The sequence below is a fragment of the Neorhizobium sp. NCHU2750 genome, assembly GCF_003597675.1.
In the GTDB taxonomy this organism is placed as follows: Bacteria; Pseudomonadota; Alphaproteobacteria; order Rhizobiales; family Rhizobiaceae; genus Neorhizobium.
The window spans coordinates 1-18,785 of the sequence record NZ_CP030829.1 but is presented as its reverse complement, the minus strand read 5'-3'; the positions used below and the strand labels follow the sequence as shown (position 1 = coordinate 18,785).

Sequence of the window (18,785 nt, the reverse complement as noted above, 5' to 3'; positions counted from 1 at the left end):
GTGGCATCGCGCCGGACATCCGGGCGGCCCCCCGATAATCCGCTTCGCTCTTCGGGGCGAGGCGTCCGCAACAAAGAGGACGTCGGGCCTGCCCGCGCCAACACCAGAACGACGAGGAATTGAAATGACCAAGCTTATGAAGGGCGTCTTCTTTCCGGGAAGCATGACCTGCACCGTCGAGGATGTCGAAGTGCCGACCCCGGGCATGGGCGAGGTTCTCCTCGAAATGCGCGCCTCCGGCATGTGCGGCAGCGACCTCGAATATATCTACAAGGTGCCGAAGGAAAAGCGCGGCCAGCCGATCCTCGGCGTTGCCACCGATCCATCGACCATCACCGGACACGAGCCGGCCGGCGTTGTCACGGCTGTCGGTCCGGGCGTCCGCCACCTGAAGGTCGGCGATCGTGTTGCCGTCTATCACATCAACGGCTGCGGCTTCTGCAAGGATTGCCGCAGCGGCTGGCACATCACCTGCACCGAGGTGCATGAGACCTATGGTTTCGACCGCCACGGCGGCAATGCCCAGTTCATGGTTGCAGACGAACGCGACTGCGTCATTCTCCCGAACAATGTTTCCTTCGATGCCGGCGCCTTTGTTGCCTGCGGTGCCGGCACGGGCTTTTCCGTTACCCGCCGCCTCGGCATTTCCGGCATGGACGACTATCTCATCTTCGGTGCCGGCCCGGTCGGCCTGTCGGCTGCCATGTTCGGCAAGCACATGGGCGCCCGCGTCATGGTCGTCGACATGAACGAGACGCGCCTCGACATGGCCCGCGCTCTCGGCGTGGCGCGCACCATCAATCCGGCCAAGCAGGATGTCCGCGACGAGGTTCTGAGCTTCACCAACGGCGTTGGCGCATCGGCTGCCGTCGATTGCTCGGCCAATCCGAGAGCCCGGTCGATGATGTTCGATTGCGTCAAGACCTGGGGCCGCGCTGCCTTTGTCGGCGAAGGCCATGATGTCCATCTCGATGTCAGCCCGCAGATCATCCACCGCCAGATCACCCTGATCGGCTCGTGGGTCTACAGCACGCCGATGATGATGGAACTCCTCGAAACGATTTCGCGTCATGGCCTGCCGCTCGGCGAGCTTCTCGTCTCCGATCGGTTCAGCCTCAAGGATGCACCGAAGGCCTTCGAGCGTTTCGCCGCCGGCGAGACAGCCGGAAAGTGCGTCTTCGTCGACTTCTGATCCATGCCGGCGGAGCTTTGCGCTCCGCCGCACGCCGGACAAGGATATGACCATGCTGAAAACCATCGACCCACGGCTCTCGCCGGATGTCCTGCATCTGCTGGCCACCATGGGCCACGGCGACAGCCTTGCGCTCGTCGACGCCAATTTCCCGGTGGCATCCGCCGCCGCCAGGACCGTCTATGGCAAGCCGCTTTCGCTGGCGAACCTGACGCTCGGCGAAGCCGCGGAGGCCGTGCTGTCGCTGATGCCGCTCGACGATCTGGGCGCAGCTGCGGCCTGCCGCATGCATCCGGACGGCGAGCCGGATACGATACCGCCCGCACAGGCCGAGGTGCAGGCTGCCATCGACGCGGCCGAGACGGCAACGTTTTTGCTCCATCCCATGGAGCGGAACGAGTTCTACGCGCATGTCCGCAATTGCTTCGCGGTGATCCAAACCGGCGAGCGTCGGTTCTACGGCTGCGTCACGCTGCGAAAAGGCGTCATCGCACCTCCCAGCCTGATCGATTGAACCGGAACCGAGAGACATCCCCGAGACCCGCCATGATCGATGAAAGCAAGCCCCGACTGATACTGGATTGCAGGAACAATCTCGGCGAGAGCATCGTCTGGGACGAGCTGTCCGCGCGCCTGTGGTGGGCCAACATCCACGAGGGCGAAATCTGGTCCTGGGATCCGGAAGGGACCGATAGCCCGAAGACATGGTCGCTCGGTGTCCGTATCTGCGCCCTCGGGCTGTCGAGCGGCGACCGGCTCATCGTCGCCCTTGAAAAAGGTTTTGCCCGTTTCGATCCGTCGATCGGCCGGTTGGAGCCGATTGCGGAGGTCGAGCAGGATCTGCCGACGACGCGGCTCAACGACGGTCGGGTCGATCCGGCGGGCCGTTTCATCTGCGGGGGCATGGACGAGGCGGCGCCCCAGAAGGCCCTGTCGTCCCTCTACGCCCTTGATGGCAAAGGACAACCGCGCCATCTTCTCGGTGATATAAGCTGCACCAACTCGCTTTGCTGGAGCCCTGACGGTGCGACGATGTATTTCGCCGACATGCCAAAGGGTACGATCGAGGCCTTCGACTACGACACGGTGTCCGGCGCCATGAAGAATCGCCGGGTCTTTGCCGATCTCTCCGGCGAGCCGGGCCTTCCCGATGGCTCGACCGTCGATGCCGACGGCTACCTGTGGAACGCACAATGGGGGGGCGACAAGCTGGTGCGCTATGCGCCGTCGGGCGCGGTCGATCTGGAGGTCGCCATGCCGGTCAGCAACCCCACCTGCCTCTGCTTCGGCGGGCGCAATCTGGATACGCTCTTCATCACATCCGCATGGTTCGGGCTCGATGACGCTGCCAGTGCCGGACAGCCGCATGCAGGTGGTCTCTTCGCGCTCAAGCCTGGCGCAAGGGGGCAGCTGGAACACCGGTACGCCGGGTAAGTTGCTCCGGTTCGACGGAAAAGGGGAAGACATGATCAACAAGCTTTCACTGAGTGAACAGGTCGAAGAGGCCCTACGGCAGGAAATCACCGAGGGGCGCGTCCTTCCGGGGCAGCGCGTCACGCTCGCCGATTACCAGGAGAAGTGGAACGTCAGTTCCACGCCTTTTCGCGATGCCATCCGGGCCCTGGAAGTCCAGGGCTTCGTCACCGTCGAACCGCGCAAGGGCGTCTATGTCGCACCGATGAATGAGGAGACCGTCAAGGAGATCTTCGATGTCCGGATCGGGCTCGAATGTCTGGCTGTCGAACTGGCCACGCCGCTCATTCCGCTCGATGTCGCCCAGAAGGCCCAGGCAGGCTATCTCGCGCTGAAATCGGTGCTGGACACGGAAGACAAGAGTGCGCTCGGCGACCGCGACCGCCGCGTCCACGATCTCGCGCGGGATTATTGCGGCAGTCGGCGCCTGCGCAGGCTGCTCATGAGCCAGATGGGCCAGTTCCGCTGGGTTCAGAACGCCATCATTCAGAACCTGCCGCGCTCCTATGAGGTCGCGCTTCCCGAGCATATCGAGATCATGAAAGCGATCTGCGAACGGGATGCCACCGGTGCAGCGGCGGCCATGCGCAAGCATCTCGATAATTCACGCCACAGACTGCTTTCCCATCTCGATACGTTCCACCAACCAATGGCGAAATAGCGAATGAAAATACGATCGATCACTTCACACCAGCTTCGTGTTCCGCTTGGTGACAAGACCTTTTACTCCTCCCAGGCTGCATTCCCGGAACGCAACAGCTACCTCGTCCGCATCGAGACCGACAGCGGCTTCGTCGGCTGGGGTGAGGGGGGGCAATATGGTCCGGCCGAGCCGGTCGCGGCCTGCGTCGATTCCGTTCTCGCGCCGCGCCTGATCGGCCGCGATCCGACCGAACCGGTGCGGATATGGGAAGAGCTCTATGCCTTCTCGCGCGACTTCGGCCAGCGCGGCCCCTATATCGAGGCAATGTCGGCAATCGACATCGCGCTCTGGGATATCGCCGGCCAGGCGGCCGGTCTGCCGGTGTGGAAAATGCTCGGCGGCCGGTTCCGTGACAAGATCACGGCCTATGCAACTGGCTGCTACTATCCCGAAAAGTTCGACGATCTCGGCTCCATCCTCAAGGCGCTGGAGGTCGAGGCTTCGGGCTACACCAATTCCGGCTTCGGGCTGCTCAAGGTCAAGATCGGCCTCCTGTCGCTGAAGGACGATCTCGAACGGCTGAAGGTCATCCGTAAGACGGTCGGTCCCGATATCGGTATCATGGTCGACGCCAACCACGGCTACAACGCGGCCTCGGCCGTGCGCATGGGCCGGATGATGGAAGACCTCGACATCCTCTTCTTCGAGGAACCGGTGCCGCCGGAGGACCGTGAGGGTTATCGCAAGGTCAGGGCCGAAAACCCGATCCCCGTCGCCGGCGGCGAGTGCGAATACACCCGCTACGGCTTCCGCGATTTCATCGCCGGCGGATGCGTCGACGTCGTTCAGCCGGATCTCGCGGTCTGCGGTGGCCTGACGGCCTTCACCCATGTGCTCGGCTTTGCCAATGCCTATGGCGTGGCGACCATCCCACACGTCTGGGGATCGGGCATTGCCGTCGCCGCCGCGCTGCATGCGGTGTCGACCATCCCGTCCTTCCCGCATACCGCCAATCCGATCGCACTCTTGAACCAACCGGTGATCGAGTTCGACCGCAAGCACAATCCCCTGCGCGACGACCTTCTGGAGGAACGTTTCGCGCTGGAGGACGGCTGCCTTCCTGTTCCCGACAAGCCGGGCCTCGGCGTCACCGTCAGGGAAGACATCCTGAGACAGTATTCGAAGTAAGGAGGACTACCATGCGCTTTCAGAACAAGAACGTGATCATCACGGGTGCGGCCGCAGGACTTGGCCGCACCATCGCCACGAGCTTTGCCAGGGAGGGCGCCGACGTCGCCGTCATCGATTTCGGCGATGCCTCGCAGACACGTTCAGCCATTCTGGCGGAAGGCCGCCGCTGCGAGATTTTCAAGGCGGATGTGCGCGACAAGGATCAGGTGACGGCGGCCGTCGCCGGCGCGGCCGACTTCTTCGACAGCCGCGTCGACGTATTGATCAGCAATGCCGGCTTCAACGGCCATTACAGCCTGATCAAGGACATGCCTCTCGACCATTGGCGCGAGACGCTCGACATCAACCTGACTGGCACGATGCTTGTGACGCAGGCCGTCATCCCGTTGATGATCGCCCGCAAGGAAGGCGTGATCGGCATCACCGCCTCCAACGTCGCCCGCCGCGGTCTGCCCTATCGCGGCGACTATGTCTGCTCGAAATGGGCGATCCTCGGTCTAAACCAGACGCTGGCGCTGGAACTTGCCCAGTACAACATCCGCGTCAATGCCGTTTGCCCGGGCCCGATCGAAGGCGACCGGATCGAGGACGTCATGGCCAAGCAGGGCGCAGTGGAAGGAAAATCCGTCGCCCAGATGCGCAAGGAATGGGAAAGTGCCGCTCCGATGAACCGCTTCGTAACGCCCGAGGAAGTGACCTCGGCGCTGATGTTCCTGATGAGCGACGGCGCGAGTGGCATGACCGGTCAGGCCCTGAACGTCACCGGCGGCTTTCTGATGACGTAACGCCGTCTCGGGTATGATCAGACCTCGGGCCGATCTGTAGAGGAACGGCCCGAGGCAAGGACAAAAGTTCCGAAAGCCGATCCTCCGAACGGGTTTCGGACAGTTTTTCGATCCGCTTCGGAATTGATGGCTTAAACTTAGGCTATCTTCCCTGTCGACTTGCAAAAGACACATAGCTGAGCTGCGGCCATACCGCTAACGTGATGCGGCAGTTAGTGTAAAAGGGATGTCAACAAAGCGACGCACCTCCTCCCGCGTAGCTTTGTTTTTCGGGCAGCCCACTCCTCCTCCCAAGGGCAGCCTGAAGGGACAGCGGCACCCCTCCTCCCAGCCGATGTCCAATCATTTCGAGAAGCCTGCGCACTCCTCCCGCGCAGGCTTTTTCGTTTCTATCTACATGCCGAAATCCAGCTGAGGCTGATCCTCGCAGCCGTCTTCACCCTGATCGTGGGTGAGCGAAGACAAAGTCACGCCCAGCAGGCGGATGGATCGTTTGAACGGATGGACTGTAGCGAGCAGACCGGACGCCGCTTCAAGAATTGCAGTACAGTCAGCAAAGGGTTGCGCGGCCGTCTTGCTGCGCGTCGCCTGCGTGAAGTCGGAATACTTGATTTTCACCGTCACGGTTTTGCCGCTGAAACCCTTGGCCACGCAGTAAGCCCAGACCTTTTCGACCAGAGGCTTCAACTCGTGTGTCGCCAGATCCAGGGCGTCAATGTCCTGCATGAATGTATCTTCGGCGCCGACAGATTTTCGCACGCGGTCGGGCCGAACCTGACGGTTGTCGACGCCGCGGGCGATGCCATAGAAATAGGGACCGGACTTGCCGAAATGCTCGGTAAGGAAGGGCAGCGACTGCGCCTTGAGATCCGCGCCCGTCTCGATCCCGAGCCGATGCATCTTCTCTGCCGTGGCCGGCCCGACACCATGGAATTTCTTGACGGCCAGTCCCTCGACGAAAGCCGGTCCGTTCTTTGGCGTAATCACCGCCTGGCCATTCGGTTTGTTGAGGTCGGACGCCATCTTGGCAAGGAACTTGTTGTAGGAAATACCCGCGGACGCGTTGAGGCCGGTCACCTCCTTAATCTTCGCCCGGATTTCCTGCGCGATCTCCGTGGCGATCGGCATACCCTTCAGGTTTTCCGTGACGTCGAGATAGGCCTCATCCAGCGATAACGGCTCGATCAGGGGCGTATACTCCGCAAATATCTCACGGATCTGCTGCGAGATGGCCCGATAGACCTCAAACCTCGGCTTCACGAAAATCAGATCCGGGCATTTGCGTGCGGCAGTCACCGAGGGCATGGCGGAATGGACCCCGAACTTGCGCGCCTCATAGCTTGCCACCGCCACCACGCCGCGTGCCGCCGCACCGCCGACAGCCAGCGGCTTGCCACGCAGCTCCGGATTGTCCCGCTGCTCGACCGACGCGTAAAAGGCATCCATGTCCACATGGATGATTTTACGAAGGTTTTCTGCGACCGGAGGACTATCGGTCATGGCGCTACCGGGAAGTCCGGAGTGGGGTTCAGCGGATATGAACATAAAGTGAACATATCATCATTTTTGCCGGTCGCAAAGCACCGTTTCAGCCGGCGAAGTCCTTGGCTTCCCTCTCACAGTGCCCGCATCCAGATTTCCGTTTCTTCCGTCATCATGAGCAAAGCCGCATTGCGGTCTCATGGATTGGACTGGTCAGATCTCCGGTCTCACCAGGAACCGGATAGCGTATTGCCGATCAGCGGCACGGTCCTTGCATTACCATCGCCTTCTTCGATCGAGATCGAACTGGGCATCTGCTTGGGTGACTTGCGAAACCATTTTGCGGCAACACTTGCCATGTCACCGATCATCGCATGCTTTTGCCAGTCTGAAAAATTGCGCGCCATCGCCTCCTGTTCATGCTTGCAGAAGAAGTCGCCCGACTTATCAAGATGATTGATCGATGACGCCATCCCGGACATCGGCTTTTGAAGCATACGCGAGGGCAGGGCGATATTGCCTGCGGCTTGCGGCAGTGCCGGTGCCATGAAATCGATCATCCAGCCTTCGGCCTCGACCCAGCAATGAAAGTTTTCGCCGGTTCCGGTGACATATCCGTCCTCACGATGATCAGCAAAAAGGATCGTCGTGTCGCCAAGCCTGTAGGCTGCCAGCCCGCCTTTCGGCGCTGCGTCAAGCTTGTAATGCTGTTTGAGGATGAAGGCACCGAATGTCGAGAAATACATCGAGGCTGTTGCCGGGTCGGCATTCGCAGCAACAAGCAGGCTGTTGATGACCCGATAGATCCGGTGATAGTCGCTCTGCTTGATCAGCATGGTCTTCGCTCGCAGTTGTCTTGAGGCCCGTCCGTCATCACGCGACGGTAGCGGTGATCTAGACTGTCCGAAGAGATTGGGCAACGAAACTCGCCATCACACTGTGGGACCAACTGCCTGGCCCGTTGATTTGTCGGGAGAGCGCCCCCGCTCAGCGGTTCGTGTTTCGTCACGGACCGTGCCCGGCTACGGATCAGTGACAGCCAACCTTATATGGAGCGTCTATGCATGATCCAGAGGAAGAAAGGGGCACCGATCAGTGAGGCCATGAGACCAGCCGGCATCTCATAGGGAAACAGCAGGGTTCGGCCGATCAGATCGGCTGCGACAACGATGAGCGCGCCTGTGACACCCGCTGCGATGCATTGCGGTATCGCACGTGCCACTCCCGCCATGCGCACGATATGCGGCGCCATGAGGCCGACAAAACTCAATGGCCCGACAAGCATCGTCGGCGCTGCCATCATGACAGCGATGATGACAAACAGCGACAAGCGAGACTGCCTGCGGTTGACGCCGACCGCCTGGGCGGTGATCTCTCCCATAGGCCAGATATCGAGCCAGCGCCGCAGCAGCGGAAGAAGGATTGTCGCAAACACTGCGATCGCGAAGGCGATGCCCGCATCGGTCGGCGTCGCCCGGGATACGGAACCGGCCATCCAGCCGATGAAGACGCGCATGCGCGGATCTCCCGTGGCGAGCAGAAAGGTGACCAGCCCGCTGAACAGCGTGCTGACTGAAATACCGGCAAGCAGCATGCGTTCGGGTGAAAACTGCCCCCGCCTGGCAAAGCCGAAGACGGCCGCGAGAGTCAACAGGGCCCCGAGCGCCGCAAAGGTGACCAGTGTTGCCTTGTCTGGTTGCGCTATCACCAGGATCGACACCAATGCGCCGACCGCGGCCCCGGACGAAATCCCCAGCGCTTCCGGCGAGGCCAGCGGATTGCCCGTGATGCGCTGCATCAGCGTACCGGCCACGCCCAGCAAAAAGCCGGCGCTCGCCGCCGCAAGTGTCCTCGCACCTCTCCAGGACAGCGCGCTTTCCATTTGCGCGAGACCAGCCAAATGCCAGTGAATTCCATCATGCGTCAGCATCACTGCCGGCCAGAGCAGAGCGATCAGGGCGACAATCGGCAGGATGATCGCCAGCCGGTGATCGCCCCTGCGTTGGCTTATGCCAAGTCCGCTCCGATCTCCTTCGGGCGGAGAGGTGAGCCTCGGCAAAAGCCATAACATCAGTGGCGCGCCGAGCAATGCCGTGAGGCTGCCCGCCGGGATTTCACCGAACGCACCCGTCAGCAATTGCAGCCCCTGATCCACCGTGGCCAGCATCACCGCGCCGATCGCTGCCGAAGCGATCAGGCGGCCGGCAAATGATCGTATGCCCAAGGCACTCGCGATGGTGGATGAGGCCAGCCCCAGAAAGCCCACGACACCGATTGCACTGGCCACGGACGCAGTCGTCAGCACTGTCCCGATCAATGCCGCCAGTCGGATATGGAATAAGGAGAGCCCGAGGCTGCGGGCGCTGTCATCTTCCAGATGCAGCACGGTCAGCACCCGTGAAAGAAGCAGGAAGAAAACCAGAGCCGCGCCGGCTTCGGTTGCGAGCCATTTCGCGGCATGCCAGTCGTTCTGCACCAGTGACCCGGCATTCCAGATGAAGATGCCCTGCAATGTATCGTGGTGCAGCAGCACGAGGAGGGCGTTAACGCTACCACAGAGCAGACTGACGACAAGACCGCCGAGAATGAGGCGGAGCGGTGAGAGCGTACGCCCGAAAGCCAGCCCCAGAACCATGAGCAGCGCCAGGCCTGCGCCGGCAAAAGCAATGCCGGAGCGGTAACCGTCGAGCACAGCCGGTGCCCAGAGCGATGCGGCCGTCATGGCCAGTGACGCACCGCCCGACATGCCAAGCGTCGCCGGTTCCGCGATCGGATTGCGCAGCACGACCTGCAGGACGGTGCTGACAAGTCCGAGGCACGCGCCGGCGAGCAATGCGATGGCGAGCCGCGGAAGCGCAGAATAATAGAGGATTGCGACCTGCATGTTTCCCGCCGGCGTGCCGGAGAGAAGTTCCCACCAGTTGGCGCCGGTGAAGCTGCGGCTAAAATGCAGGGCCGTGACCGCGATGCACAGGAGCAAAGGCAGGAGAATGGCGGCACGCTGGATCCACCGGCGACGATGGTGCACCGGGACAGGTTCGGCAAGCATCATCCCGCAATCCCCGTCAGTTGTGCGGTGATCAGTCTAGCAAAGCGCTCGGCGGTCGGCAGTGCGCCAAACCCCCAGACCAGCGGCAATTGGCGGACGGCGCCATTCGCCACCTGCGGAAGCTGCCTCCATAGGTCACTTTTGAAAAGTGCCTGGGAGGTACCTCCATCGGGCGATGCCATCCAGACGATGTCCGCATCCGGATAGTCGGCCAGGGCATCCACGCCAATCTGGGTGCTTCCCCATAGCAAGGTCGGTGGACGGGACCATGCATTTGTAAGGCCGATACGCTTCATCACGCTGTCGAACAGGCTGCCGCCGGTGAAGACGACGAGATTGGTCGGTGACAGGGCCTGCACCAGCAGAACCGCACGATCGCCATTCCGGTTCAGCCGTGTTGCACAATCGCGGAAGATAGTGTCCGTCCCGATGAGCAGGGCTTCGCCCTTGTCCGGGCAACCGGCCAGTGCCGAGATCCGTGTGGCGGCCTCGCGTGCGGCATCGACGGGATCGCCCTGGCCGCGGTTATAGATCGAGAAGCTCTCGACGCGGGCAAACCGCTCCAGAGCCGGGCGTGCCATGGCCTGCCAGGACTGGATAAGGATGAGGTCAGGTTTCAGGCTGGACAGGAATTCGAGATTGGGATCGCCTTGGAACCCGACATCCGGCACACCTTCAGGTGTCGCAGGATAGCCGACGAGCCGGTCATAGCCGTTGATTTCGGCGGCGCAAACCGGCTTTATGCCCAGGGCATAGAGGGTTTCGCTCATGGCCCAGTTGAGCGAGGCGATACGGGTTGCCGCCTCCCCTTGCTGCGGCGCTGCCCTTGCGGACAGCGCCGATCCGAGCCAGAAAGCAGGCAGAGCCAGCAACACGGACCTTCGGCTTGTGCCTGAAGGCCTTGCTGCAGAATACCTCCCATGACCAGCATTCGACATGGTCAGTGCCCGGTTACCATGTGTAATGCAGGCTGGCGAAGACACTGCGTCCATCACCATAGGTGCAATAGACGAGCGTCGTGCAGGTTGCGTAGGTCTTGTCGAAAAGATTGGTGACGTTGAGCGATGCCGTCAGGCCCTTCGCGCTCGGCATGACTTTCGAGAAGTCATATTGAATGCCGGCATCAAACAGCGTGTAGGACGGCACCTTGAAGCTGTTGGCAGGGTCGCCATAGCTCTTGCCCACGAAGCGCGTGCCGCCCATGACCTTCAGGCCCGGAACCATGGTGTCGGGCATGTCGTAGGAGAGCCATAGCGACGCCATGTTGGAGGGGATGCCCGCCGGCGCATTGTCCTGAATCGATGCCGTGGCACGCGTGTTCTTGACGTCGTTATAGGTGTAGCTGGCAATCGCCTGCAGGTCATCGGTCAGGAAGGCATGCGCCTCGAATTCGAAGCCGCGCGAGCGGATCTCGCCCGTCTGCGTCACCGAGCCGGGATAAAGAGAGTTCGATACGGTGACGTTCGTCTGGCGCAGGTCGAACAGCGATCCCGTGACATAGCTGTCCCATCCCGTCGGCTGATACTTGAGACCGACTTCGATCTGCTTGCCTTTTGTCGGGTTGAGCGCCGCTCCGGTGTCCGTCGTGCCGGATTGCGGCTGGAACGAGGTTGAGTAGCTGATATAGGGCGCGAGGCCGTTTTCGAAATTGTAGATCAGGCCGACACGGCCGGTCAGCGCATCGGCGTCCTGGTCGGTGACGCTTCCATCCTTGTAGGACACGATGTTCGTCTGCGCCCAGTCCTGCCGCAAGCTGCCGACGAGGGTCGCGTTACCGAGCTTGACCTGATCCTGCGCATAAAGGCCTTCCTGCTCGGTGCGCGTCTTGTTCGAGGTGCCCAGCATGAAGGTCGGTGTCGGGATGGGCTGATAATATTCAGGGTCGGTGATGCTGAGCGGTGGCGATGCCGGATCGGTAATGCCACCGTAATAGAGGTGGTGATTGTACTGGATGTACTGGTAGTCGAAGCCGAAGAGGGCCTGATGGCTCAAAGGCCCGGTGTCGAAGGTGGCGATTGCCTGGTTGTCGACCGTATAGGCGTTGACCGTGCCGAAATTGTTGTAGGCGACCCGATTGAGCTCTGTGCCGGTGGAATCGTAACTCGATCCGTCGCCGACATGGCGGATGTTCTGGTCGTTGTAGAGGTAGCGGAAATTCTGTTTCACCTGCCACACGTCGTTGAAACGATGCTCGAAGGCATAGCCGATCGATGCCTCGGTCTTGCTGTAGGAATCATAGCCCGGATCGCCAGTGTTGAACGACCTTGGAATGGAAACCACGCCGGGAAGCACGGTGCCCACGGCTGGAACATAATTGAAGGCGCCGGCGTTGGGATCCCGCTGGTAGTTTGCGGTGACGGTCAGCTTGGTATCTTCGTCCGGTTTCAGCGTGAACGAAGGGGCGATGGCGAAACGCTTCTGATCGACGAAATCGGTCTGCGTATGGGTCGTCAGACCCGTTGCAACGAGGCGATAATAGAGATCGTCGGTCCCCGCGACCGGCCCGCCGAAGTCGAAGCCGCTCTGCAACCGGTCATGGTTGCCGGTCTCGACGAAGACGTCATGGTAAGGCGTATCGAGCGGCTGTTTGGTGCGCACGTCGACAATGCCGCCGGGCGGGGTCTGACCGTAAAGTACGGAGGCCGGACCGCGGATGCTTTCGATACTGTCGATAAGATAGGCGTCCCGCGTCGTGATATTGAAGCCAGTGAAAGGGATCAGCAGGCCGTCGAGATAGGTGTTTGCCTGGAACCCCCGGCTATAGAGATATTCAAGGGAATCTTCGTTGACGCCGCGCTGTTCCGCGACGATGCCGGGCGTATAGCGGAGCGCCTGGGAGATGCTCTTGGCGGCCTGGTCGGTGATCTGCTGGCGCGTGACGACCGAGACCGAAGCGGGCGTTTCGATCAGTGGCGTATCGGTCTTCATACCGCCCATGGAGCGGGTCGCGACATAGCCTGTCGTGCCATCTTTCGCGGTCGTGATTGTGATCGGCGCAAGCGTGGTTGCCGGGTCAGTGCCGCTCGCATCCGCCGACTTGCCGACTGGGGCGAGGGTCACCGTATTGGCGTTGGAGAAGCTGAAGGACAGGCCCGTCCCCGACAGAAGATGGCTCAAGGCCTCCGCCGGCGTGTAACTTCCAGAAAGGCCCTGTGTCGTCTTCCCCTCGACGAGGGCAGCCCGATAAAGAACCTGAACACCAGCCTGATCGCCAAACCGGATGATGGCCGAACCCAGTGGCCCGGCCGCAATCGTATAGTGGAGGGTAGCCGAGCGCTCGCTCTTGGCCGCCGGTTGCTGTGCTTCAGCCGGCGTAAAAGACGCTGACGCCATCAGCAACGCCACCAAACCGAACGCAGTGGACCTGCCTTTGAAGGAAAACTCGACTATACTCGCCATTGCCCCACCAGAACTCCGTCATGATCTTTTGAAGGTGCGCTCGACACCCGTTCGAGGTCATGACGATTCTCGAGGCGAGGTTCCTCACCCATTGTTGAAAAAAATAATCAACTTTCTTCCGGCTGGTCATGCCGCAAGTAGAAGCACGACGTATTTCGTCAGGCGGACCGGGCGGACGGGCAGTGCACTGGTAATAGCGTCCAGCACCCCATCGGGATGGTTGATGTCGAAGATGCCGCTGATGCGCATGGTCCGCAGTTTCGCATCCATGATCCTGATCATGCCGGACCGGTATCGATTGACATCGGAGACGACCTGGCCGAGCGGCCGGTTCTGGAAAATCAGTTTTCCCCGCCGCCAGGCGGTATCGGCATCGAGATCGGCGGTTTCGAGCGCACTCACGCCGCCGCCCAGGGCATAGGAGATATCCTGGCCTTGGTGGACAACCGCCTGCGACCTGTCCGGCGCGACGACGGCAACCGCGCTTTCTTCGACCGATACCGTAACGCTGTCATCCCATTGGTGGACGAGAAAACGTGTTCCAAGCGCGGTCGTGCGGCCATCCTTGGCATGCACGACGAATGGGCGGCTGCTGTCCTTGGCAACATCGAAATAGGCGCGTCCACGGATTAGCCTGATCGAGCGCTGGCGATCGGTGAAGTCGAGCGAAATCGATGTATCCGCATCGAGGCTCGCGGTCGAACCATCAGCCAGCTGGACCGTCTTCTGTTCGCCCGTGCCGGTGGAATAGTCGCTGAGCCAGGCGCCCAGGGGCAGCTGATAGCCCACAATACCGAGGGCGGCCGCGCTCGCGCCACCTGCCAGGATCGCCCGGCGGCTCAATCGAGGCCTGCCGGCCATGGGGCGGTTCCTTTTCCGTGGATCGCCCAAGGCATCCATATCCGACCAGATCGAGCCGAGCCGCATATAGGCCTGCAGGTGCGAGGCATCGACAGATATCCACTTGGCGTGCTCGGCACGGTCGTGATCCGTCGCATGGCCGGAATGGAGCAGCACGAACCACCTCAGTGCTTCGTCATCGATGCTCTCGCTGATCTGATCTTTCCTGCCTGTCATCTGATCCACCGACGAATCCGGCTGAAATACGCCGACCGTACTGCCATAAAGACGAAATCCAGGCGACATCGCCTCACCATGATCTGCAAATTTCCGTCAATCAATGAGATCGTCCATCTTCTGTCGGCAGGTCGAGAGCGCTTTCATGATGAGTTTCTCAACCCCGCTCCTGGAAATGCCGAGCTCGCGCGCGATCTCGGCATGGCTCATGCCATCGAACTTATGCATGAGAAAGACCTGCCGCTGGCGTGCGGGCAAGCCGTCAATGATGACCTCAAGCCTTTTGAGGCGCTGCCGGTAGTCGACAATCTGTTCGGCGGTGGCGATATCGGCGGGCGCCTCCGGAATATCATCGGTCGAAAGGTAGCGTCTTTGAGCGACCCGTCTCCGCAGGCGATCCATCGCAACATTTTCCGCTATGCGGAATACATAAGCGCGCGGGTTCGCGATTTCCGGCGTAGAGACAATACCCTGGGCTTTCAGAAAAGTGTCCTGAAAGGCGTCTTCCGCTTCCGAACGACCGCCGAGCCGCAGCGTCAGATAGCTTACCAGTTCGCCATAGCTCTCGCTCAAGACCTGGATCAGGCTAGGTGGCTTGCTCGTCATGGCGGAAAGATTGATGGCTTTACAGTGAAGGTGTCGTCGGGCGGGAAAGGTGTCCGGCACCATATACATAAAATATGACAGCGGAAATCATATTTTCGCGCGGATGACGGGTCTCGTGATAAGCCGGCAAAGATAGCATCACATAGCTATGTCACTTTGCCGGCAGCGTCTTTGAACATCAATTATTGCAACAGCTTGCGAACGCCATAAACGGGGAGAGCAGGGCTTGAAGATAGGACCAATGTCGATCTTCAAGCCCTGCCCACACCGCTATCCGGCCAGCCGGGTTCCATTGCCATTGGCCCGCATCAGTGCCATCAGCATCGGACCGAGCGAGAATTCGCCGCGCCGCGCCTTCGATGTCAGATCGCGCAGATAGCCGCCGGGCGAATTGATGTGTCCCGCCCGCTCCAGGATGCAAGCCATCGCAACCGCCGCATTTTCAGGCCCCATGATCTCGCAGGCATCCTGATAGGCCGACGGGCTAACGCCCAGCACCGATCGAACGACAACGGCGGCCGCCATGAATTCGCGCCAATGGGAAATCGCGCCGCCCACCGCATAATCACCGATCTGCGGGCAGGCCCTCAGCACCATGCTGAGCGGAAATGCCTTCAGCGTCTCGCTCTGCAGCACCTTGGTTGGCTCTGGTTTCGCCTCCTGCTCTTTTTCGGAGCTGGGTTCAAGATCATGGATGGATTCGGGATTTGAATTCTGTATGTGACGCCCATTTTGGCCATCATTGCCGTCTGTTTTTTGTGTTTTTACCTGCATTTCCAATCGATTGACGATCTCTTCGCGCAGCATCGCCATTTCGTCGAGTGTCGCTTCGACATTTTCACGGCTTGGCGCGCGTGGCAGGCGGGCGATCAGCGACACATAGATCTCTTCCATCTGGCCCCAATCTCCCTCGGCGCCCTCTTCCATGGCGGCCGTCAGCAACTTGCGAATATCGCGGCGGCACAGAGTGAGTGCTTCCTTGGCCCGCTTGAACCGGATCCGCTCGGCCGCCACCTGCTGGGCAAGGGCTGCCAGTTCCGCAGCGCGCAGCAATAGCGGTTCAAGATCGAAACCGAACGCATCCTCGATCTCGCCGCCCTGTCCGCGATGGGCATAGCGCTTGCCGTTCGGGCTATCGCGGCGATGGATCAGCCCCGCCTCGACCAGTGCTGCGAGGTGGCGCCGCAGCGTCGTGCCGGCAATGCCATGGGCACGCACGGAAAGCTGCGCGTTCGACGGAAACACCACCAGCTTGTCTTCTGATGACAATTCATTACTCGGATAGAAGGTCAGGAGCGCGTCGAGAACCGCAAGCGCACGGTCTTGAAGACCAAGCAGCTGACGCGCTTCCGCGATATCGCGGAACACTTTCCATTTCTCGACGGGACGGCTCGCCTGGCCGGCAGGCGTTTGAAGCTGCCCTTTGACCAGGGCAAGCGTCATCGGCCGCCGCCCGAAAGGCGTCGTGACTTGTCCAGTTCGCATCGTTCCCTTCACCTTTCTTCAGGCAAAAGAAATCCACTCACCAAAACGGTGCCAAAATGACTTGACTGGGATTCGTGGAAATGCGATTCTACAGGTGCTTAATCAGAGAGAAGCTTCCACGACGGAAACGTTTTGGGGGCTTTTTTCTTTTGGTGGCTTCTATTCCTTGCTGTTGACGCGACGATATGCGGCATAAAGGTCGTCGAGGTTTTCGGCGATGAATTCTCCGAAGCCGACAGCCTCCTTGGCCTTGAGGGCCAGCGTATAATTCTTGCCGTCATTGCGGATCTCTGCCGAAACCCTCTTGTCCTTCGGTGCCCATTTCGATTTCTTCGGCGACTTCAGGTAGCCGACGATCTTCTTGCGGGTGAGGGCATCCATGACGAAGGCAAAGCGCGCGTCGCCATTGATGCCATCGAGATCGGTCGCCGCCAATACTTCGCGTAGTTTCGCCAGGTTGGCGGGCTTTTCGAGAAGCCCCTTCAGCTCGTACCAGCGGTCTCGGCCTGGCGACTTCGCACCGCCGATCGCCTCGAGAATGTCATAGGGCATGTTGGCGACCGACAGCATCTTCGACAGCGTTGCCTTGTCGATCGACAGGGCAGCCATCACGGTAGTGCTGTCGCTGTCATATTGCAGTTCAGTGAGCCTGCGGGCGAAGGTTGCCTTTTCGATGAAGGACAGGTCGGCGCGGGCGGAATTCTCCTGCCCCTGGGCAATGACATGTTCCCGGTCGGAGATCGGCTTGACGACGGCGCGAACATTTCGGCCGAGTGTCCGCGCCACCTTGAGGCGGCGATGGCCGAAGACGACCATGTAGCGGCCATCTTGCTGCGGGTGGGGGCGCACCAGGATCGGGCTCGTCTGGCCCTGTTCGCGGATGGCGGCAACCAGATCCTCGAACTCCTGCCTATCCTCTTCCAGACGGTCGCGAATGAAGGACACGTCGATATCGGCAGGAGACAGTTCGACGACCGTCTCGCCCTCCAGCATCTTGTCGGCGCGCTCCGCCAGTTCGTCGATTGTCGAGATGATCGAGCGCGACGCTCCCTTGACCGTATAGTCGAGCGCGACGCCGTTATCCGGCCGGTCGTCGTTCATCAGGTTGGCAAACGGGTTTTTACGCGCCACGGGCAGCCTCCTTCATTCTCTCCAGCCCGCTGCGGGCATTGAGAAAACTCCGCGTTTTGACGGCGGTCAACGGCATCACATTCTCCCCCAGGCACGATGAATGAGCCCCTGGATCTCGAAATTGACGCCATCCATGCATTCGATGGCCCGGTCATAGGTGCCGCGGATGAAATTGTTGCGGTCGACCTCGTAAAGCGTCTGCTTGGTGAGGCCGGCATCGGAGATCGCCGTCGACTTGACCATCTGGTTCTTGAGGATTTCTTCCGCCAGCATCGATTGCATGAAGCCGAGCATCTGGGCCTGCGGCACGTCGGTAGGCTCGTATCTGGTAATCAGATACCGCAACCAGTCCATCTCGACATTGGCACCGGCACGCTTGATCGTCCTGGTGATGTTGCCGAGCATCAGCAGGAACTGGCTCATAGACATCAGGTCGAGCATCTGCGGATGGACGGTGATCAGAACCGAGGTCGCGGCCGTCAGAGCTGTCAGCGTCAGGTAGCCGAGCTGCGGCGGGCAATCGATCACCACGACATCATAACGGTCATCGACATCCTGCAGCGGCTTGCCGAGACGTGTAAAGAAACGCTTGCCCTCGTTCGAGGTCTGCATGGCGAGCGGCGTGTCGTATTCATATTCCTGCAGCTCGAGATTGGCCGGGATGATGTCGAGGTCCGGAAAATTCGTCTGCTGGATGATCTCGCCAATCGGCTTGCGCTCGCTGTCGTAGCGGATTGCGTCATAGAGCGACGAGTTCTTGTCGAGCTCCGGCTGAAAGCCGTGCAAGGCCGACAGCGATGCCTGCGGATCGAGATCGATCGCCAGAACCCGGTGACCGGTCAGCGCCAGATGCTGGGCGAGGTGGGCGGCCGTGGTCGTCTTGCCGGAGCCGCCCTTGAAGTTGACGACGGCAATGACCTGCAGCTTGTCACCCGGCTTGCGATGGGGGACGTATTTCTTGGCGTCGGACTTTCCGGTCTTGTCGAGATAGAAGCGCAATTCGCGCATCTGCTCGCCGGTATAGAACCGCCGGCCGCCGGCCGCAGTGGTCGGGATCGGGCCCTTGCCTTCCAAATGCAGGCGCTTCAAATTATTGGGGCTGACGCCGAGATAATGCGCGACTTCAGCCATGGAGAACATCCGCAGCGTCTTTTTCGCATTCGGTGGAAATTTCTCCATCCGCAGCTGGTCGAGCCGACGGGAGATCTCTGCGCCCTGCAGCAGAATCTTCTCGTCGAATTCGAAGGACGGCAATTTCGAATGGGCGTTCAT

At 60.5% G+C, this 18,785-nt stretch carries 16 protein-coding genes; 6 read left to right on the top strand and 10 right to left on the bottom strand.

Annotation, left to right across the window (positions count from 1 at the left end):
* Window positions 1-124 precede the first annotated feature (124 nt).
* From NCHU2750_RS24270 to NCHU2750_RS24245, 6 genes are read left to right on the top strand one after another with little or no spacing between them, the layout of a single operon-like run.
* Window positions 125-1,192, top strand: coding sequence for a zinc-dependent alcohol dehydrogenase family protein (locus NCHU2750_RS24270; protein ID WP_119944379.1), 1,068 nt, complete (start codon window positions 125-127; stop codon window positions 1,190-1,192).
* A gap of 52 nt (window positions 1,193-1,244) precedes the next feature.
* A complete protein-coding gene (locus tag NCHU2750_RS24265) occupies window positions 1,245-1,706 on the top strand; it encodes an RbsD/FucU family protein (RefSeq protein WP_119944378.1) in 462 nt (153 codons plus the stop codon).
* A gap of 32 nt (window positions 1,707-1,738) precedes the next feature.
* A complete protein-coding gene (locus NCHU2750_RS24260; RefSeq protein ID WP_119944377.1) occupies window positions 1,739-2,626 on the top strand; it encodes an SMP-30/gluconolactonase/LRE family protein in 888 nt (295 codons plus the stop codon).
* A gap of 31 nt (window positions 2,627-2,657) precedes the next feature.
* On the top strand, window positions 2,658-3,326 hold the full coding sequence (locus tag NCHU2750_RS24255) for a GntR family transcriptional regulator (protein ID WP_162939781.1): 669 nt from the start codon (window positions 2,658-2,660) through the stop codon (window positions 3,324-3,326).
* Between the two features lie 3 nt (window positions 3,327-3,329).
* The gene (locus NCHU2750_RS24250; protein ID WP_119944375.1) at window positions 3,330-4,496 is read left to right on the top strand and encodes a mandelate racemase/muconate lactonizing enzyme family protein; all 1,167 of its coding nucleotides are present in this window, start codon (window positions 3,330-3,332) and stop codon (window positions 4,494-4,496) included.
* Window positions 4,497-4,507: 11 nt separating this feature from the next.
* On the top strand, window positions 4,508-5,284 hold the full coding sequence (locus NCHU2750_RS24245) for an SDR family NAD(P)-dependent oxidoreductase (RefSeq protein WP_119944374.1): 777 nt from the start codon (window positions 4,508-4,510) through the stop codon (window positions 5,282-5,284).
* Between the two features lie 393 nt (window positions 5,285-5,677).
* Here NCHU2750_RS24245 and dinB read toward each other — a convergent pair whose 3' ends face one another.
* The 10 genes from dinB to repA all read right to left on the bottom strand — a co-directional run bounded on the left by dinB (window position 5,678) and on the right by repA (window position 18,785).
* Window positions 5,678-6,784 (bottom strand): DNA polymerase IV, encoded by a 1,107-nt coding sequence (gene dinB, locus NCHU2750_RS24240; RefSeq protein WP_119944373.1) that lies wholly within the window; start codon window positions 6,782-6,784, stop codon window positions 5,678-5,680.
* Window positions 6,785-6,993: 209 nt separating this feature from the next.
* Entirely contained in the window at window positions 6,994-7,602 is a 609-nt protein-coding gene (locus tag NCHU2750_RS24235; protein ID WP_119944372.1) for a DUF2026 family protein, read from the bottom strand.
* A 209-nt stretch (window positions 7,603-7,811) separates the two neighbouring features.
* Window positions 7,812-9,818: a Fe(3+)-hydroxamate ABC transporter permease FhuB gene (fhuB, locus tag NCHU2750_RS24230; RefSeq protein WP_119944371.1), complete on the bottom strand. Its 2,007-nt coding sequence runs from the start codon at window positions 9,816-9,818 to the stop codon at window positions 7,812-7,814.
* Complete coding sequence (locus tag NCHU2750_RS24225) at window positions 9,815-10,687, bottom strand: ABC transporter substrate-binding protein (RefSeq protein ID WP_162939780.1); 873 nt, start codon at window positions 10,685-10,687, stop codon at window positions 9,815-9,817. The genes fhuB and NCHU2750_RS24225 overlap by 4 nt, the downstream gene beginning before the upstream one ends.
* A 79-nt stretch (window positions 10,688-10,766) precedes the next feature.
* Complete coding sequence (locus NCHU2750_RS24220; RefSeq protein WP_162939779.1) at window positions 10,767-13,148, bottom strand: TonB-dependent siderophore receptor; 2,382 nt, start codon at window positions 13,146-13,148, stop codon at window positions 10,767-10,769.
* 192 nt (window positions 13,149-13,340) lie between these two features.
* Window positions 13,341-14,291 (bottom strand): FecR family protein, encoded by a 951-nt coding sequence (locus NCHU2750_RS24215; RefSeq protein ID WP_119944705.1) that lies wholly within the window; start codon window positions 14,289-14,291, stop codon window positions 13,341-13,343.
* Window positions 14,292-14,387: 96 nt separating this feature from the next.
* The gene (locus tag NCHU2750_RS24210; protein ID WP_245480506.1) at window positions 14,388-14,966 is read right to left on the bottom strand and encodes an RNA polymerase sigma factor; all 579 of its coding nucleotides are present in this window, start codon (window positions 14,964-14,966) and stop codon (window positions 14,388-14,390) included.
* A gap of 201 nt (window positions 14,967-15,167) precedes the next feature.
* Window positions 15,168-16,382, bottom strand: coding sequence for a plasmid replication protein RepC (gene repC / locus NCHU2750_RS24205; protein WP_119944368.1), 1,215 nt, complete (start codon window positions 16,380-16,382; stop codon window positions 15,168-15,170).
* Between the two features lie 159 nt (window positions 16,383-16,541).
* On the bottom strand, window positions 16,542-17,513 hold the full coding sequence (repB, locus tag NCHU2750_RS24200) for a plasmid partitioning protein RepB (RefSeq protein WP_119944367.1): 972 nt from the start codon (window positions 17,511-17,513) through the stop codon (window positions 16,542-16,544).
* A 75-nt stretch (window positions 17,514-17,588) separates the two neighbouring features.
* On the bottom strand, window positions 17,589-18,785 hold the full coding sequence (gene repA / locus NCHU2750_RS24195; RefSeq protein ID WP_119944366.1) for a plasmid partitioning protein RepA: 1,197 nt from the start codon (window positions 18,783-18,785) through the stop codon (window positions 17,589-17,591).

Bases quoted from the DNA above. Each gene is read 5' to 3' on its own strand.
- NCHU2750_RS24270 (WP_119944379.1), top strand. From the start codon at position 125: ATGACCAAGCTTATGAAGGGCGTCTTCTTTCCGGGAAGCATGACCTGC.
- NCHU2750_RS24265 (WP_119944378.1), top strand. From the start codon at position 1,245: ATGCTGAAAACCATCGACCCACGGCTCTCGCCGGATGTCCTGCATCTG.
- NCHU2750_RS24260 (WP_119944377.1), top strand. From the start codon at position 1,739: ATGATCGATGAAAGCAAGCCCCGACTGATACTGGATTGCAGGAACAAT.
- NCHU2750_RS24255 (WP_162939781.1), top strand. From the start codon at position 2,658: ATGATCAACAAGCTTTCACTGAGTGAACAGGTCGAAGAGGCCCTACGG.
- NCHU2750_RS24250 (WP_119944375.1), top strand. From the start codon at position 3,330: ATGAAAATACGATCGATCACTTCACACCAGCTTCGTGTTCCGCTTGGT.
- NCHU2750_RS24245 (WP_119944374.1), top strand. From the start codon at position 4,508: ATGCGCTTTCAGAACAAGAACGTGATCATCACGGGTGCGGCCGCAGGA.
- dinB (WP_119944373.1), bottom strand. From the start codon at position 6,784: ATGACCGATAGTCCTCCGGTCGCAGAAAACCTTCGTAAAATCATCCAT.
- NCHU2750_RS24235 (WP_119944372.1), bottom strand. From the start codon at position 7,602: ATGCTGATCAAGCAGAGCGACTATCACCGGATCTATCGGGTCATCAAC.
- fhuB (WP_119944371.1), bottom strand. From the start codon at position 9,818: ATGATGCTTGCCGAACCTGTCCCGGTGCACCATCGTCGCCGGTGGATC.
- NCHU2750_RS24220 (WP_162939779.1), bottom strand. From the start codon at position 13,148: ATGGCGTCAGCGTCTTTTACGCCGGCTGAAGCACAGCAACCGGCGGCC.
- NCHU2750_RS24215 (WP_119944705.1), bottom strand. From the start codon at position 14,291: ATGACAGGCAGGAAAGATCAGATCAGCGAGAGCATCGATGACGAAGCA.
- NCHU2750_RS24210 (WP_245480506.1), bottom strand. From the start codon at position 14,966: ATGTATATGGTGCCGGACACCTTTCCCGCCCGACGACACCTTCACTGT.
- repC (WP_119944368.1), bottom strand. From the start codon at position 16,382: ATGCGAACTGGACAAGTCACGACGCCTTTCGGGCGGCGGCCGATGACG.
- repA (WP_119944366.1), bottom strand. From the start codon at position 18,785: ATGAACGCCCATTCGAAATTGCCGTCCTTCGAATTCGACGAGAAGATT.